The 16,740-nt window shown below is 69.5% G+C and carries 15 protein-coding genes and 1 tRNA gene; 3 read left to right on the forward strand and 13 right to left on the reverse strand.

The genetic code is table 11. The features are described from left to right. Positions 1-20 precede the first annotated feature (20 nt). The 6 genes from ACFTQE_RS04135 to topA form a co-directional block, all read right to left on the reverse strand. On the reverse strand, positions 21-638 hold the full coding sequence (locus ACFTQE_RS04135; protein ID WP_376923870.1) for a hypothetical protein: 618 nt from the start codon (positions 636-638) through the stop codon (positions 21-23). A gap of 176 nt (positions 639-814) precedes the next feature. Further along, a tRNA-Thr gene (locus ACFTQE_RS04140) sits at positions 815-890 on the reverse strand. Positions 891-970: 80 nt separating this feature from the next. Continuing rightward, on the reverse strand, positions 971-2,527 hold the full coding sequence (locus ACFTQE_RS04145; RefSeq protein ID WP_376923871.1) for an alpha/beta hydrolase: 1,557 nt from the start codon (positions 2,525-2,527) through the stop codon (positions 971-973). Continuing rightward, a complete protein-coding gene (locus ACFTQE_RS04150; RefSeq protein ID WP_376923872.1) occupies positions 2,524-3,705 on the reverse strand; it encodes a DNA polymerase III subunit delta' in 1,182 nt (393 codons plus the stop codon). Before ACFTQE_RS04150 ends, ACFTQE_RS04145 begins: the two co-directional genes overlap by 4 nt. A 43-nt stretch (positions 3,706-3,748) precedes the next feature. Further along, positions 3,749-4,369: a dTMP kinase gene (gene tmk / locus ACFTQE_RS04155; RefSeq protein WP_376923873.1), complete on the reverse strand. Its 621-nt coding sequence runs from the start codon at positions 4,367-4,369 to the stop codon at positions 3,749-3,751. Beyond that, the gene (gene topA, locus ACFTQE_RS04160; protein WP_376923874.1) at positions 4,366-7,194 is read right to left on the reverse strand and encodes a type I DNA topoisomerase; all 2,829 of its coding nucleotides are present in this window, start codon (positions 7,192-7,194) and stop codon (positions 4,366-4,368) included. Before topA ends, tmk begins: the two co-directional genes overlap by 4 nt. 212 nt (positions 7,195-7,406) lie before the next feature. Here topA and ACFTQE_RS04165 point away from each other — a divergent pair, with 212 nt between their 5' ends. Further along, complete coding sequence (locus ACFTQE_RS04165; protein ID WP_376923875.1) at positions 7,407-7,643, forward strand: hypothetical protein; 237 nt, start codon at positions 7,407-7,409, stop codon at positions 7,641-7,643. Positions 7,644-7,653: 10 nt separating this feature from the next. On the opposite strand, the gene ACFTQE_RS04170 is transcribed toward ACFTQE_RS04165, so the two are convergent. From ACFTQE_RS04170 to ACFTQE_RS04190, 5 genes are read right to left on the reverse strand one after another with little or no spacing between them, the layout of a single operon-like run. Then, entirely contained in the window at positions 7,654-8,040 is a 387-nt protein-coding gene (locus ACFTQE_RS04170) for an Rv3654c family TadE-like protein (protein ID WP_376923876.1), read from the reverse strand. Positions 8,041-8,090: 50 nt separating this feature from the next. Beyond that, complete coding sequence (locus ACFTQE_RS04175; protein WP_376923877.1) at positions 8,091-8,399, reverse strand: TadE family type IV pilus minor pilin; 309 nt, start codon at positions 8,397-8,399, stop codon at positions 8,091-8,093. 16 nt (positions 8,400-8,415) lie between these two features. Continuing rightward, a complete protein-coding gene (locus ACFTQE_RS04180) occupies positions 8,416-8,655 on the reverse strand; it encodes a DUF4244 domain-containing protein (protein ID WP_376923878.1) in 240 nt (79 codons plus the stop codon). 58 nt (positions 8,656-8,713) lie between these two features. Then, positions 8,714-9,688, reverse strand: coding sequence for a type II secretion system F family protein (locus ACFTQE_RS04185; RefSeq protein WP_376923879.1), 975 nt, complete (start codon positions 9,686-9,688; stop codon positions 8,714-8,716). Positions 9,689-9,696: 8 nt separating this feature from the next. Further along, on the reverse strand, positions 9,697-10,770 hold the full coding sequence (locus ACFTQE_RS04190) for a TadA family conjugal transfer-associated ATPase (RefSeq protein ID WP_376923880.1): 1,074 nt from the start codon (positions 10,768-10,770) through the stop codon (positions 9,697-9,699). Positions 10,771-11,235: 465 nt separating this feature from the next. On the opposite strand from ACFTQE_RS04190, the gene acs reads away from it, so the two are divergent. Then, a complete protein-coding gene (gene acs, locus ACFTQE_RS04195) occupies positions 11,236-13,188 on the forward strand; it encodes an acetate--CoA ligase (protein ID WP_376923881.1) in 1,953 nt (650 codons plus the stop codon). A gap of 79 nt (positions 13,189-13,267) precedes the next feature. Here acs and ACFTQE_RS04200 read toward each other — a convergent pair whose 3' ends face one another. Both ACFTQE_RS04200 and ACFTQE_RS04205 read right to left on the reverse strand, forming a co-directional pair. Beyond that, a complete protein-coding gene (locus tag ACFTQE_RS04200) occupies positions 13,268-13,738 on the reverse strand; it encodes a RidA family protein (protein ID WP_376923882.1) in 471 nt (156 codons plus the stop codon). After that, positions 13,738-13,965: a hypothetical protein gene (locus tag ACFTQE_RS04205; RefSeq protein ID WP_056010205.1), complete on the reverse strand. Its 228-nt coding sequence runs from the start codon at positions 13,963-13,965 to the stop codon at positions 13,738-13,740. Before ACFTQE_RS04205 ends, ACFTQE_RS04200 begins: the two co-directional genes overlap by 1 nt. A 184-nt stretch (positions 13,966-14,149) precedes the next feature. Here ACFTQE_RS04205 and ACFTQE_RS04210 point away from each other — a divergent pair, with 184 nt between their 5' ends. Beyond that, positions 14,150-16,732 carry a transglycosylase domain-containing protein gene (locus ACFTQE_RS04210; RefSeq protein ID WP_376923883.1) on the forward strand — a complete coding sequence of 861 codons (2,583 nt, stop codon included), beginning with the start codon at positions 14,150-14,152 and terminating at the stop codon, positions 16,730-16,732. Positions 16,733-16,740: the final 8 nt, after the last annotated feature.

A 16,740-nucleotide genomic window follows, 5' to 3' on the forward strand; every position in this document is an offset into this window, starting at 1 on the left:
TCGTGCGCGTGGGCGAGAACTCAGCCGCAGTACTCGGTGGGCACGGTGGGATCCGGCGACGAGGTGATCGCAGCCACCACGCCGTCCTCGACGGTGAAGACGATCCAGGCGCCGGAATCGGCGGTGCTGTGGAAAGTCGTGGTGCCGTATTCACGCGTGAGCTCGAGGTCGGGGTACGCCGACTCGACCTCGGCGAGGTCCGAACCGAGCGCGATGCCGGCTGCCGTCGACGCCGAGTTCTCGAGTGCGCCGGAGACGTTCCATCCGTCGACACCGACCCACTTGACCAGCTCATCCCCGTCACCGTCGACGACGGTGAGATTCGGGAGTTCGTCGGCGGTGAAGTGGCGTACTCCGGGGTTCGGGCAGTCGTCCTGCACGGTCGCGTACGGCCCCAGGCTGCTCCCCTGCGCGGGAAGCGCCGCACCGCGCTCGACCGGCCCGATTCCGGCGCCGTCGATGATCCACGTCGAGGGGTCGTCGACGTCGACCGGCGTGGGTTCGGCCGGCTCCGAGATGGCAGGCGGAGTGGTCGCCGACGGAACGGAAGCAGTCGGAGTCGACCCCTCGGCGGAGGAAGAGCACCCCGCGAGGACGAGCACCGCTGCGATGGCGGTGACGAGGGCTGATGTACGCATGGCTGGACACTATCGGGGCACGGCGTGAGGAGCGAGACGCCGACACGAAAGTCAGGGCTGGCACCGAGCCAGCTCCCGCTTCGCACTCCGGATCGTGCCGGCCTCGTCGCACGAAACGCAGACTCCGTCGCACGAAACGCAGAAGGGCCCGGATCTCTCCGGGCCCTTCTGTTCACTGGAGCCGCCTGTGGGAATCGAACCCACGACCTTCTCATTACGAGTGAGACGCTCTGCCGACTGAGCTAAGGCGGCGTGGCATCCGGAGCGCTGGAAGCGCACCGACTGGCACGAGAATCCATGTTAGCGGGTTTCGGGAGCCTCGATGACCACCTTCAGCACTTCGGGTCCCCTGCGGGCACGGTGCCGTCGATGAAGTAGGCCTCGACGGCGTCGTTCACGCACGCATTCGACTTGTTGTACGCCGTGTGACCTTCGCCCTCGTACGAGATGAGCACGCCGCTGTCGAGCTGCTCGGCGAGCGCGACCGCCCACTCGTACGGCGTCGCAGGGTCGCCCGTCGTGCCGATCACGAGGATCGGCGCAGCGCCCGCTGCGTGGATCTCGGTGCGCTCGACATCGCTCTGGTACGGCCAGTTGATGCAGCCGAGGTCTCCGAACCCGAAGTAGGGCCCGATGATCGGTGCGACCTCGGCGGTCGCCGCGGCGTTCTCGCGCATCACCGCGACGTCGGACTGGTACGTGTAGTCGAGGCAGTTGACCGCGGTGAACGCCTCGGCCGAGTTGTCGAGGTAGGTGCCGTCTTCACTGCGGCCGTTGTACCCGTCGGCGAAGGCGAGCGCCATGTCGGCGTCGCCGAACATGACCGACTCGAACATGTCGCCCAGGTACGGCCAGGAGTCCTCGCTGTAGAGCGGGTAGATGATCGCCGTGACGAGGGTGTCGGCGCCGACGAGGCGACCGTCGGTGCCGCGCAGCGGGCTCGCATCGACCGAGGCGAGGAGCCGGCTGATCTCGTCGAGTGCGTCGTCGACGGTGCCGTCGAACGGGCACTCGCTGCCCGAGAGGCAGTACTCGAGGTAGGCCTTCAGCGCGTTCTCGAAGCCCACGGCCTGCGCCTGCCCCACCTCGGTCTCGCTCGCGGAGGGGTCGAGCGCACCGTCGAGCACGAGCTTGCCGACCTTGTCGGGATACAGCTCGGCGTAGGTCGCTCCGAGGAACGTGCCGTACGAGAAGCCGAGGTAGTTGAGCTGCTCGTCGCCGAGGATCGCCCGAAGCAGGTCCATGTCGCGCGCCGCACTCTCGGTGTCGACGTTGCCGAGCAGTTCGCCGGTGTTCTCGGCGCACGCCTCGCCGAAGGCCCGTTCGGTCGACTCGACCTCGGCGATCCACTCGTCGCTGCCTCGGACGCCCGGCGTGATGCCGTAGAGGTACTCGTCCATCTCGGGGGCGTCGTAGCAGGCCACTCCCGATGAGCGGCCGACGCCACGGGGGTCGAAGCCGACGACGTCGAACCGCTCCTGCAGGGGCTGGCCGACCGCGTAGTCGAGCGAATCCATCACGAAGTCGTAGCCCGAGCCACCCGGTCCGCCGGGGTTCACGAGCAGTGAGCCGAGCTTCTCGCCCGTGGCCACATGACGCACGAGGGCGAGCTCGGTCTCGCCGGCCGAGGGGTCGCTCCAGTCGAGGGGCGCCTTCGCCGTGGCGCAGCCCATGCCGTCGCCGCAGCGCTCCCACTCCAGCACCTGCGTGTAGAAGGGCTCGAGATCGGCCGAGACCTCTTCGCCCGTCGGCGTCGAGACCGGTTGCTTCGGGCTCAGGAACTCGGGCACGCAGCCGCTCAGCGCGAGCATGGCCGCGAGGGCGCCGACGATCGCGATCGCGCGCGTGCCACGCGGCATCCGTCGTCGTGCGCTGGTCGTTTCGGTCATGCGGCCCCTCGTTCGGTCGTTCGTCGGATGGCGGAGACGAGCATCGCCTCGAGCGCGAGCGCCGGCGAGACGTTGCCGTCGATGCGCGTGCGCGCCTGTTGGATCGCGTCGAGCGTCGCGAGCGTGCGAGCAGGCGAAGCGGATGCCGCGGCCCGCTGCATGCCCACCTCGAGCTCGCGGTTCACGAGCGGCACGTCGGCGTCGAGCTGGATGAGCAGGATGTCGCGGTAGAGCGAGGCGAGGTCGACGAGGATGCGGTCGATGCCGTCGCGGAGGCTGCGCGTGGCGCGGCGCTTCTGGTCGTCTTCGAGCGCCTTCAACTGCGGTCGCAGGGCGTTCGGCACGGCCTGCCCGGGAGCGACGCCGAGCGAGTGCAGCGCGTGCGCACGCTCTTCGGCGTCGCGCAGTTCGCCGATGGCCTTGGCGTCTTCACCGGCGATCTCGATGAACCGCGCGGCGGTGGCGACCGCGCCCGAAGCCGATCGCACCGCGAGCGCGAGCTCGAGCGTCTCGGAGCGGCGTCGACGCGCCTCTTCGTTCGTAGCGAGCCGGTGCGCCATGCCGATGTGGCTCTGCGCCTCCCTGGCGGCGCGCTCGGCGAGCACGGGATCGACGCCGTCGCGGCGTTCGAGGAGCGCCGCGACATCCGCGATGCTCGGCACCTGGAGTCGCACCGAGCGCACGCGCGAGCGGATCGTCGGGATGAGGTCGGCCTCGCTCGGCGCGCAGAGGATCCACACCGTGCGCTCGGGCGGTTCCTCGAGCTCCTTCAGGAGGAAGTTGGAGGTCTGCTCGGTCATGCGATCGGCGTCTTCGACGATGATGACCCGGTGCCTGCCGATCGACGGCGCGTAGTGCGAGCGGCGCACGATGTCGCGCACGTCGTCTCGCTTGATGATGACGCCCTCGGTCGCGAGCACGTGCAGGTCGGGGTGGCTGCGCGCCTCGACCTGAGCCTGCGTTCGCTCGTCGCCGTCGGGCACCCCCGAGATGAGCGCCGTCGCGAAGGCGTAGGCGAGGTTCGAGCGCCCGGACCCCGGTGGGCCGGTCACGAGCCACGAGTGCGTCATCTGCTGGGCGCCCGGCCCGGATGCCTCGCCTGCGCCGGCCGACTCCGCTGCGGCCCGGAAGAGTGCGATCGCGGCATCCTGCCCGGTCAACTCAGTCCACACGCTCACGGTTCAACGCTACCGTCAGCGGCTGACGATGTACTCGGCGCGCTCAGAGCAGCCCGGCCACTCGGTCGCGGATCGCCGCGGCGATCTCCTCGACCGGCCGCGCCGCGTCGACGATGAGGAAGCGCTCGGGCTCTGCGGCCGCGATCTCGAGGTAGGCCCCGCGCACCCGGTCGTGGAACTCGGACGCCTCGGCCTCGAGCCGGTCGTAGCGCGTGCGCGCGTCGTCGAGACGTGTGCGCGCCGACGCAGCGTCGAGATCGAGCAGGATCGTCAGATCGGGAACGAGCCCTTCGGTCGCCCACTCGGAGAGCCCGCGCACGGCCTCGGCGTCGAGCACCCGTCCTGCGCCCTGGTAGGCGACCGACGAGTCGATGTACCGGTCCTGGAGGACGACGTCGCCGCGGGCGAGCGCCGGCCGCACCACCGTCGCGACGTGATGCGCCCGATCGGCTGCGTAGAGCAGGGCCTCGGCGCGCGGCGCGATGTCGCCGCGATGGTGCAGCACGATCTCGCGCACCTCGACGCCCACCTCGGTGCCGCCGGGCTCGCGCGTCCGCACGACCGTGCGTCCGGACTCGACGAGCCAGGTACCGAGCAGCTCGGCCTGGGTCGTCTTGCCGGACCCGTCGCCGCCCTCGAGGGTGATGAAGAGCCCGTCGCTCACTTCTCGGTCGCCGCCTTCTTCGCGGGAGCCTTCTTCGCCGGGGCCTTCTTCGCCGGAGCCTTCTTGGCGGGAGCCTTCTTGGCGCGCGGCGCCGCCGGGCCCTTGTCGCGCTTGATCTGGAGCAGCTCGACGGCGCGCTCGAACGTGATCTCCTCGACCGATTCCGAGCGCGGGATGGTCGCGTTCGTGGTGCCATCGGTGACGTACGGCCCGAATCGGCCGTCCTTCACCTTGATGGGCTTGCCGCTCACGGGGTCGGCCTCGAACTCCTTCAGCGCGCTCGATGCTGCGCGGCCGCCGTACTTCGGCTGGGCGAAGAGCTCGAGTGCGCCGTCGAGGCCGATCTCGAAGATCGCATCCTCGCTCGGCAGGGTGCGCGTGTCGGTGCCCTTCTTCAAGTAGGGCCCGTAGCGACCGTTCTGCGCGGTGATCTCGGTCTCGGTCTCGGGGTCGACGCCGACGACGCGCGGCAGGTTCAGGAGCTTCAGGGCCGTCTCGAAGTCGATCTCGGCCACCTGCATGCTCTTGAAGAGCGACGCCGTGCGCGGCTTCTCGGCCGGGGGCTTCTTCGCGGCGCGCTTGGCCTTCGGCTTCGGCGCGTCGACCACTTCACCGGTGGCCTGGTCGACGGAGGCCTCGGCAACGGCCTCGGGCGCTGCGGCGGGTTCGGGATCGAGTTCGGTGACGTACGGCCCGAAGCGGCCGTCCTTCACGACGACCTCCTTGCCGTTCTCGGGGTTCACGCCGAGCACGCGCGCCTCCTGCACGGGCGCGTCGATGAGCTCGCGGGCCTTGGCCTCGGTGAGCTCGTCGGGGGCGAGGCCCTCGGGCAGGTTCACCCGGCGGGGCGTCGCGTCGGGCGCGGCGCCCGCTTCGACGACCTCGAGGTACGGACCGTACTTGCCGATGCGCAGCGTGATGTCGGGCGCGATCGGCACGGAGTTGATCTCACGGGCGTCGATCTCGCCGAGGTTGTCGACGACCTGGCGGAGGCCCCGATGCTTGTCGGAGCCGAAGTAGAAGCTCGAGAGCCAGTCGACGCGGTCGGCGTCGCCCGCGGCGATGTGGTCGAGGTCGTCCTCCATCTCGGCGGTGAAGTCGTACTCCACGAGGTCGCCGAAGTGCTCTTCGAGCAGGCGAACGACCGAGAACGCGATCCAGCTCGGCACGAGCGCCTGACCGCGCTGGGTGACGTATCCGCGGTCGATGATCGTCGAGATGATCGAGGCGAACGTCGAGGGCCGGCCGATGCCGAGCTCCTCGAGCCGCTTCACGAGGCTCGCCTCCGTGTAGCGCGGCGGCGGCGACGTCTCGTGGCCCTTGGCCTCGAGGTCGGCCATGGCGAGGGACTGGCCCTCCTTCAGCGGCGGCAGCTTCGCCTCGCCGGGCGTCTCGTCGGCGTTGCGCTCCTCGTCACGGCTCTCTTCGTACGCGGCGAGGAAGCCGCGGAAGGTGATGACGGTACCGCTCGCGGTGAACTCTGCGATCGTGCCGCCCACCGGAGCCGACGCCTCGGCGGGGGCAGGAGCATCCGCTGCCGTCGGCCCGACCTCGATCGTGACGGTGGCCGTCTGGCCCTTGGCGTCGGCCATCTGCGAGGCGACCGTGCGCTTCCAGATCAGGTCGTAGAGCTTGAACTCGCTGCCGCGCAGCACGCTCTGCAGTTCTCCCGGCGTGCGGAACACCTCGCCCGACGGGCGGATGGCCTCGTGCGCCTCCTGGGCGTTCTTCGACTTGCCGGCGTACACGCGGGGCTGGTCGGGGATCGAGTCGGCACCGTAGAGCGCGGTCGCCTGCGCACGGGCGGCGGTGATCGCCTGCTGCGACAACGAGTTCGAGTCGGTGCGCATATAGGTGATGTAGCCGTTCTCGTAGAGCGACTGCGCCACGCGCATCGTGTCCTTCGCCGAGAGCCGCAGCTTGCGAGCGGATTCCTGCTGCAGCGTCGACGTCGTGAAGGGCGCCGCCGGGCGGCGCGAGTAGGGCTTCGACTCGACCTTCGAGACGGTGCGCGAGACGGCGTCATCGGCGAGCGCCGTGACGAGCGCAGCGGCCGTCGCCTCGTCGAGCACGACGGCCTTGCTCTTCAGCGTGCCGGCGTCGTCGAAGTCCCGGCCGGTCGCGACCCGCTCGCCGCCGAGGCGCACGAGCTTGGCCTCGAACGAGGTCGCGTTGTCGGATGCCTCGGCCGAGAACCGCGCCGCGAGGTCCCAGTATCCGGCGGCGACGAAGGCGAGGCGCTCGCGCTCGCGGTCGACGACGAGTCGGGTCGCCGCCGATTGCACGCGGCCCGCTGACAGGCCGGGGCCGACCTTGCGCCAGAGCACCGGGGAGATCTCGTATCCGTAGAGACGGTCGAGGATGCGTCGGGTCTCCTGCGCGTCGACGAGTGCGGTGTCGAGTTCGCGGGTGTTGTCCTTCGCCTTCTGGATGGCGTCCTTCGTGATCTCGTGGAAGACCATGCGGCGCACGGGCACCTTCGGCTTCAGCTCCTGCAGCAGGTGCCACGCGATGGCCTCGCCCTCGCGGTCCTCATCAGTGGCGAGCAGGAGCTCGTCGGCACCCTTCAGCGCGCGCTTGAGTTCGGCGACGGTCTTCTTCTTGGAGTCGGAGACCACGTAGTACGGCTCGAAGCCGTTGTCGACGTCGACGGAGAACTTGCCGAGCGGGCCCTTCTTGAGCTCGGCGGGCAGGTTCTTCGGCTCGATGAGATCGCGGATGTGCCCGACGGAGGACAGCACTTCGTAGCCGTCGCCCAGGTATTGGGCGATCGACTTCATCTTGGTGGGCGACTCGACGATGACCAGTTTTTTCGCGCCTGACACCAGACTCCTCTTTGTTGACAATTGGGACGAGAACGCACATTCGAAGCCGCGCCCCCGAGCGGTGTGCCATCAGCCGGCGAAATTGCTGCGCCGACAGCCACACCATACACACACTGGCCGAGAGGAGGCGCACGGACGGCAGGGCGGAACCGGTTCGACGACCCTCCCCGCACCCCCTTGCGGTTCTCGGAGCGCTGAGGAGAATGGCCATCATGGACACCTCAACGACGAGTTCGTACACGGCGATGCTGATCGACGGACCGCTCGAGGGAAAGACGGTGGCCACCGCCTTCCTCGAGTCGGGCGACCCTCGACCGCGAATCGAGCTGAACACCGACCAGGGCAAGCACTACGTGTACTCGCGCGCAGCGGGCATGGAGTTCGCAGCGCCCGGAGACGACCGGCCCACGGCCGTCGAGTACCGCTTCGTGGAGACCGTGTTCGACTGATCGATCGCGATCACGGCGGCACGGCGGCCGGGCGGCCCGGCGGCCCGGCTCGCGCGGATGCGGTGACCGCGAACCCCGGCGCCGCCTCGATGACGACCGTGACGGATGCCACGGCGCCGTCGCCCTCGCAGGCGCCGAGCCGTGCTCCGTTGCGAGCGGCGACCTCGCCCGCGAGCCGGCACGGCACGCCCGCGACGGCACCCGACATCGCATCCGCCGCGGCGAGCGCGGCGGCATCGGCGGCGTTCGCCGCGCGCTGAGACACCACGAAGACGCCCAGGAGCGCGAGCAGGGCCACGGCGAGCGCCGTCATGGCTCCGATGATGCCGATGGCGAGCACGGATGCCGCTCCCCTCTCCTCGCTCTCCCTTCTTGTCGTGCGATCACGACGTGTCAAGCGATCACGAGCGGCCATGCGGCCCCGCGCTCGCCTTGCGCACCGCGCCATCACCGGCCTCCCGTCACGGCGCAGGACTCGGCGCGCAACTCGATCGCGGCCAGCAGCCCGCCCCCGGAACTCGTGAGCGTGGCGCAGACGAACTGCCCATCGGTCGCCGCCGAGAGCGCCGCCCCGCCCGCGACGCGATCGGCGATCGACGCCGCCACGGCGTCGGGCTCGCCTCGCCCGAGCGCTCGGGCGGCGTCTGCCGCGGCATCCGTCAGTCGCACCTGCTGCGCCGCCAGCTGCACCGAGGCGAGGCACGCGGCGAGCACGAGTGCGACGGCAGGCAGCGCGACCGCGAACTCCGCGGTCACGCTGCCGCGTTCGCGCTCAGCCGACCGTGAGCGCATTCCGCACGAGGTCGGTGAGGATGCCGCGCACCTCGTCGCCGCGGAGGATGAGGACGAGGAGCCCGGCGAACCCCACCGCCGCCATCGTCGCCACGGCGTACTCGGCGGTCGCGGCCCCGCGCTCGCCCGCGAGGCGGAGGCCGACCCGCCTGACGAGGAGGAGAGCCCGACCGCGGCGGACGCGCCGGTCGCGGTGTTCGATGCCGAAGTCTTCGTGCATGGTGTTCCCTTCTGTAGTGCCGGTTGACCGGCTCTCGAGTGGCACGAGTCGAGTCGGGTCACCAGGCACCGCCGAGGGTGCCGGTGACGACCGAGATCATGAGGGGCGCGACGCCGAGGAGCACGAAGGCCGGGAGCACGCAGAGGCCGAGGGGCAGCATGAGGCGCACGCCGAGCGCGGCCGCACGCTCGACGCCCGCCGATCTCGCGGCCCTGCGCAGCCGGAACGCCTCGGCGTGCAGCAGGTCGGCGACCGGGGCGCCCGCTCGCGCCGCGAGCCCGAGCACCGCATCGACCTCGGCGCCATCGCCGGCATGCGGAACGAACTGCACGATCGTGTCGCGAGTGAGGCCCCGCGCCCGGTCGATCGACACTCCGCTCGACATCGCGATCGCCAGCAGCTCGAGTTCGAGGCCGGCATCGACGCGCGAGCGCCGGGCTCGTGCGGCGAGCGCCCGGTTCCAGCGATGGCCGCCCCAGAGGCATGCGACCCCGAGCGCGAGGCAGGCGAGTCCGATCGGATTGCCGAACAGCACGCCGATCGTGTCGAACCCGAGCGTCGCACCAAACAGCAGTGCGACGGCCGGAAGCGCCATGACGAGGCGAGCGCTCGCGGCGGGTCCGGCGAGCGCCGCCCGCACCTCCCGGCGGAGCTGCGCCTCGTCGCGCAGCACCGCCGCGAGTTCGCGGAGGCTCCCGGCGAGCGGCGCGCCCGACTCCGACGCGACCGCCCATGCCGCCGCGAGCACCGGCCAGGCCGTCGACGCGGTCGGGTGGGCGGAGAGGGACCCGGCGATGGCCGGTGCGATGGGGACTCCGTTCCGCGCGGCCGACGCGGCGTTCGCGAGCACTGCGGCATCGGCAGCCGGGATCGAGTCATCGACCACGTTGCTCCAGGTGCTCGCGGCGGGCACGCCGGCAGCGAGCAGCACCGCCAGTCGCTCGGTGACCGCGGCGATCGCGTCGACCTCGGCCGCGGGGTCGGTGCGCCGGCGAGCGATGAGGCGTTCGACGAACCGCGGCGTCCGAGGCATCCGCTCGCTCACATCGCCTCGACGGCGAGCCGGTCGCCCTGCTGTTCGAATCGCCCCATCTGGGCGAGCCTGCGCCGTCCGCCGGCGCGGTCGAGGTGGAGCACGAGATCGAAGGCGCTCACGGTCTGCCGGGCGAGCGCATCGGGAGAGAGACCGGCGATCGAGCCGAGCGCCTCGAGCCGCGCCGGGACGTCGGCGAGGGAGTTCGCATGCAGCGTGCCCGCGCCTCCGTCGTGCCCGGTGTTGAGCGCGGCGAGGAGCTCGCGGAGCTCGGCGCCTCGGCACTCGCCGACGACCAGGCGATCGGGGCGCATGCGCAGCGCCTCCCGGAGCAGTGCGTCGAGCCCGACCCTGCCCGTGCCCTCGAGGTTCGCCTGCCGCGCTTCGAGCGAGATCACGTGCGGGTGATCGACCTGGAGCTCTGCGACGTCTTCGATCACGACGAGCCGCTCGCCATCGGGCGCCTCTGCGAGCAGGGCGGCGAGCAGCGTCGTCTTGCCGGTGCCGCCCGCGCCCGTCACGAGGAGGTTCTGACGTGAACGGACCGCCTCGCGCAGCATCGCCTCGTGGGCTGCGTCGACCATGCCCGCCCGCGCGAGCGCCGCGAGCGAGAACCCGCCGGCCCGCGGCACGCGCACCGAGATCGTCGTTCCGCTCACGGAGACGGGCGGCAGCACCGCGTGCACCCGGATGCCCGCGCCCAGCCGCACATCGACCGCGGGCGTCGCCTCGTCGATGTGGCGCCCGCCACGGGCGATGAGTTGCACGGCGAGCGCGCGCACCTCTGCTTCGTCGGCCGCCCAGGCCGGCTCCCGCTCGGCGCCGCCACCCCGATCGATCCAGAGCCCCCGCTCGCCGTTCACGAAGAGATCGGTGACCGGTCCGTCGACGGCGAACGCCTCGAGCGGGCCGAGCAACGAGAGATCGATGCCGCTCCGATGCCCGGGCCCCGGGCGCGATGCGCCCGGCGATGCCGGGTCGCGCGGCGATGCCGGATCGCGCGGCCCGAAGGTGCGCTCGGTCGCGGGCGACACCGGCGGTTCACGCTGCCATGACGGCGACGCGACGAAGGGATGGGTCATGTCGCGAGCGTAGGAACCGGCGCGGGCCCCGCGGCATCCGATCGACCCCTGATACGGAAAGAGCCTCCCCCACATCGTTGTGGAGGAGGACTCGATCGTGCTGCAGCGCACGACGTGCGATGCCTGTTAACGAAAGGGGGCGGCACCCATTGGGGGGAACAGGTGCCGCCTCGGCAGCGCAAGGATTGGGGGGAATCGCGAGCGCTGCAGGCCACGAAACGAGTGTTCGGGCGGTACTCAGCATACGGCCTGCGGAAGGATGCGCAAGCATTTTTTGTCCTCATTTGTGCCGACATACAGAATTCTCTGCGCTTAGACACAGGAACGCGCGCCGTTCGGCCGGGAATCCCCTCTGCGACGCTACACGTCGACACGATTCCGCGCCTGATCGGAGCGGCGGGTAGTGTGCTGCGTGGGGCAGGCGACCCATCCGAAGAACACTCGCGAAGGAGCGACTGAAGAACCATGACCGTTCAGATCGATCACGCGCTCGAGGAGATCCGGCGATTCCGCCCGAGTCCCGAGTTCGCCGCCCAAGCCGTCGCCGACGAGCGTCTCTACGAAGACGCCGCGGCCGACCGGCTCGGATTCTGGGCCGACCAGGCCCGCGACCTGCTCACCTGGAGCACCCCGTTCACGCAGACCCTCGACTGGTCGAACCCGCCCTTCGCCAAGTGGTTCCACGACGGTGAGCTCAACGTCGCGTACAACTGCCTCGACCGTCACGTCGAGGCCGGCCTCGGCGACCGCGTCGCGCTCCACTTCGAGGGCGAGCCCGGCGACACCCGCTCCATCACCTACGCCGAACTGACGGCTGAGGTCAAGCGCGCCGCGAACGCGCTCCTCGCGCTCGGCGTGCAGGCGGGCGACCGCGTCGCCATCTACCTGCCGATGATCCCCGAGGCCGTCATCGCGATGCTCGCGTGCGCGCGCATCGGCGCCGTGCACTCCGTCGTCTTCGGCGGATTCTCCTCGAAGAGCCTGCAGTCGCGCATCGACGACGCCCAGGCCGAGGTCGTCATCACCGCCGACGGCGGCTACCGCAAGGGCAAGGCCTTCCCGCTGAAGCCCACGGTCGACGAGGCCATCGCGGCCGCGGAGACCACCGTGCGATCGGTGCTCGTCGTGAACCGCACCGGCGACGACGTCGCCTGGGTCGAGGGGCGCGACGTGTCGTGGAGCGAGCAGCTCGCCGCGGCCGACGCCGAGCACGAGGCCCAGGGCTTCAACGCCGAGCACCCGCTGTTCATCCTCTACACCTCGGGTACGACCGGCAACCCCAAGGGCATCCTGCACACCTCGGGCGGCTACCTCACCCAGACGGCCTTCACCCACAAGAACGTCTTCGACCTGCACCCCGAGCGCGACGTGTACTGGTGCACGGCCGACGTCGGCTGGATCACCGGCCATTCCTACGTCGTCTACGGGCCGCTCGCCAACGGCGCGACGCAGGTGCTCTACGAGGGCACGCCCGACACCCCGCACCCCGGCCGCTGGTGGGAGATCGTCGAGAAGTACAAGGTCTCGATCCTCTACACGGCGCCCACCGCCATCCGCTCGTTCATGAAGCAGGGCCGCGACGTCGTGCACGGCTATAACGTCCGGTCGCTGCGCCTGCTCGGCTCGGTCGGCGAGCCGATCAACCCCGAGGCCTGGATCTGGTACCGCCACGTCATCGGCGGCGGCTCCATCCCCGTGGTCGACACCTGGTGGCAGACCGAGACGGGCGCGATCATGATCTCCGCCCTGCCCGGCATCACCGACCTGAAGCCCGGTTCGGCCCAGGTTCCGGTGCCCGGCGTCTCGATCGACATCGTCGACGACGAGGGCGTTCCGATCGAGGGCGAGGGCGGCGGCCTCCTCACGATCACCGAGCCGTGGCCGTCGATGCTCCGCGGCATCTGGGGCGACCCCGAGCGCTTCAAGGAGACGTACTGGGAGAAGTTCGGCGACAAGTACTTCGCCGGCGACGGTGCCCGCCGTGACGAGGACGGCGACATCTGGCTGCTCGGCCGGGTCGACGACGTCATGAACGTCTCGGGCCACCGTCTCTCGACCGCCGAGATCGAATCCTCGCTCGTCGCGCACCCGTGGACCGCGGAGGCCGCGGTCGTCGGCGCGTCCGACGAGGCGACCGGCCAGGCCGTCGTCGCGTTCGTGATCCTGAAGTCGAGCCAGGCCGACCAGGTGACCGACATCGCGGCCGCGAGCGACGAGCTCCGCAAGCACGTCGCCCAGCAGATCGGCGCGATCGCCCGGCCCCGCCAGGTGTTCATCGTCAACGAGCTGCCGAAGACGCGCTCCGGCAAGATCATGCGGCGCCTGCTCCGCGACCTTGCAGAGGGCCGCGAGATCGGCGACACGACGACGCTCGCCGACACCTCGATCATGCAGGTCATCAGCGAGCAGGTGAAGTAGGCCGCGCCGGCCCTGAGACGACGGATGCCGCGTCGGGAGCGATCCCGATGCGGCATCCGTCGTTCGTGGCGGAGTTCGACTAGGCGAACTCGACCACCAGTTCGAGCTCGACGGGCGAGTCGAGCGGCAGCACTGCGACGCCGACCGCCGAGCGGGCGTGACGGCCCGCGTCGCCGAAGATCTCGCCGAGCACGTCGGATGCCCCGTTGATGACGCCCGGCTGACCGGTGAACGCGGGGTCGGACGCCACGAAGCCCACGAGCTTCACGATGCGGGTGACCCTGTCGAGGGAGCCGATCTCGGCGCGCACGGCCGCGAGGGCGTTGAGCGCCGCGGTGCGGGCGTAGGCCTTCGCATCGTCGGCGGGCACGAGTCCATGGCCGTCGCCGACCTTGCCGGTCGCGGGCAGGGCGCCGGCGGTGAAGGGCAACTGACCCGAGGTGTAGACGTGGGAACCGGTGACGACGGCCGGTACGTACGCCGCGACCGGTGGAGCGACGTCGGGCAGCTCGATGCCGAGCTCGGCGAGACGCGCCTCGACGGCGGCCATCAGGCTTCGCCCTCGAACTGCTTCGCGGCCTGCGCTGCGGCAGCTGCGCCCGCGGACGCGGCGGCGGACGACTCGCCGCCGGTGGGGCGCTTCAGGTAGGCGACGAGGCCGCCCTCGGGGCCCTGCACGATCTGCACGAGCTCCCATCCCTCGGATCCCCAGTTGTTCAGGATCGCCGCCGTGTTGTGGATCAGCAGCGGAGTGGTGATGTACTCCCAGGTCGTCATTGTTCCTCGTCTCTGTGTCGCGTGAGTGCGGCGGTCGCTGCCGCCCCATGCCCGCGGTGTCGAACGGAGCGCGGCATTCGCATGGATCGGCGCGCCTCCGCCATGATCGGGCTTTCAGCCTGCATAGCGGGATTTGTCAGTCTTCTCCGTTAAGCTCCACTATATGTCTGCCCAAAAACGTACGATGAGCGACGTCGGCGCCGGAATCCTCGGTTTCGTCGGCATGAGCGCTCTCGCCGGCGTGCTCGTCACCGCCGCAGTGACTCCGGCTCTCGCTGTCACCGGCATGGCCGCGAACAACAGCATCTCGATGTTCGAGAACCTGCCCGGATACCTCGAGCCCGGTGAGCTTTCGCAGAAGTCGAACATCTATGCAACGCAGGCCGACGGTTCCCGCTATCTCCTTGCTTCCTTCTTCGACGACAACCGCGAAGAGGTCGGATGGGATGCGATCAACCAGTATGTGAAGGACGCGGCCGTCGCGGGTGAGGACCCCCGTTTCTACGAACACGGCGGGGTCGACATCCAGGGCACGATCCGCGGCGCGCTGAAGACCTTCACCGGCGAAGACACGCAGGGTGGCTCCTCGATCACGCAGCAGTACGTCAAGAACGTGTTGATCAACAACAACACGAAGAAGGCGACGAACGAAGAGGAATTCGAGAAGGCCTACGACGAGGCGACCGAGGTCAGCGTCTCGCGCAAGCTCAAGGAGATCCGCTACGCGATCTCGCTCGAGAAGGAGTATCCCAAGGACGACATCCTCAAGGGATACCTGAACATCGCCGCGTTCGGCGGGCGCGTGTACGGCATCGAGTCGGCTGCCCAGTACTACTACTCGAAGACGGCCGCCACTCTCTCGCTGCCGGAGGCGGCCAGCCTCATCGCGATCGTGAACTTCCCCGAGGCGCTCCGACTCGACCAGCCCGAAGACGAGACGAACGGCGCCGCGTCGGTCAATGACAAGGGCGAACCGACGCCGTATGCCGCGAACAAGGAGCGTCGCGACTACATCCTCGATCGCATGCTCGAATATCAGAAGATCACGCCCGAAGAGCACGCAGCAGCGGTAGCGACACCGGTGGCGCCGGTGATCCAGCCCCCGAGCACCGGCTGCCAGACGGCGAACGGTTCGGCGTACTTCTGCGACTACGTCACATGGATCATCAAGAATCACTACGACGACCCGGAGACCCCCGACGTCAACGAGGGCTCCATGATGCTCCGAACTGGCGGCCTCGACATCGACACGACCCTCGACCTCGAACTCCAGGGCCGTGCTGAGCAGGCGATGACCGAGAACGTCCCGATGGTCGATGAGCGGTTCGATGTCGGCTCGGTCGCCGTGAGCGTCGAAGTCGGCACTGGCAAGGTTCTCGCGATGGTGCAGAACAAGAAGTACTCGCAAGACGAGGAGCAACTCGCGTCGAGTGCCGAGTTCGAGTCGATCAACTACGCCACCGACTACGCCTACGGCGGCTCGAACGGGTTCCAGCCCGGGTCGACGTTCAAGGTCTTCACCCTCGGTGAATGGTTGAACGAGGGCCACTCGCTCAGTGAGACGTTCAATGGCAACCGACGCGTATTCACCTCCTTCCCCGACAGCTGCAACGGCACGTGGCGTGGCAGCTTCGATCCGAAGAACGACGACTCGAGAGGTGCGAACAACGCCGTCGACGCCACGAAGTTCTCGGTGAACACCTCGTTCGTCGCCATGGCGCAACAGCTCGACCTCTGCAAGATCAAGCAGACCGCCGAGGCGTTCGGCGTGAAGCGCGCCGACGGCAACCCGCTCGGCACGCCGGTCTCCGAACCCGACTGGACGTTCCAGCCCTCTGCTGTACTCGGCACCGAGGAGGTCTCGCCCCTCAACATGGCGAACGCATTCGCCGGCATCGCGAACAACGGGTCGACGTGCTCGCCGATCGCGATCACCGCGATCACCAAGTCGAACGGTGAACCGGTGGCGCCGCCCGCCTCGACCTGCACCCAGTCGGTTGCGCCGAATGTGGCGGCCGGAATGTCGTATGCGATGGCGCAGACGTTCAACGGCGGCACGGCAAGCGCATCGAACACGGGCTCCGGCGTGCCGCACATCGGCAAGACGGGTACCACCGACGACAACAAGGACACCTGGATGAACGGCGCGTCCACTCGCGTCGCCACGGCGGTCTGGGTCGGCAGCGTCACTGGCAAGGCCGACCAGCGTCGCCTCGACAGCTGGAACAGCGGCGCCGTTGCCACGGCCCGACACCGCATGTGGAAATCGATCATGACCCTCGCCGACGACAAGTACGGCGGCGGCGAGTTCACGAAGCCCGACCAATCGGCGTTCAAGCAGGTGCTCGTCGACATCCCGCAGGTCGCGGGTCTCTCGTTCGACGCCGCGAAGCAGGCGATCGAGACGGCCGGCTTCGTCGCCGAAGACGGCGGGCAGCAGGATTCGAACCTCCCCGCGGGTACCGTGTCGGGAACCGACCCGTCCGGTCAGGCCGGCAAGGGCACGACCATCCGAATCTTCACCAGCAACGGCTCGATGACAGGGGTTCCGAACGTGGTCGGCATGACGGGCGATCAGGCTGAGGCCGCGCTGAAGCAGGCGGGCTACAAGGTGCAGCGTCAGAACGAGAACACGACCGACCCGACGAAGGTCGGCGTGGTGATCTCGCAGAACCCGGCAGGCGGCGGCTTCGCCAAGCCGGGCGATCAGATCACGATCTCGGTCGGCAAGCTCGGTGGGGGCGGCACCGCCCCCGGCGACGACTAGTCGCGATT

Origin of the sequence: Agromyces sp. NPDC056965 (genome assembly GCF_042673425.1) — a bacterium.
Lineage (GTDB): Bacteria > Actinomycetota > Actinomycetes > Actinomycetales > Microbacteriaceae > Agromyces.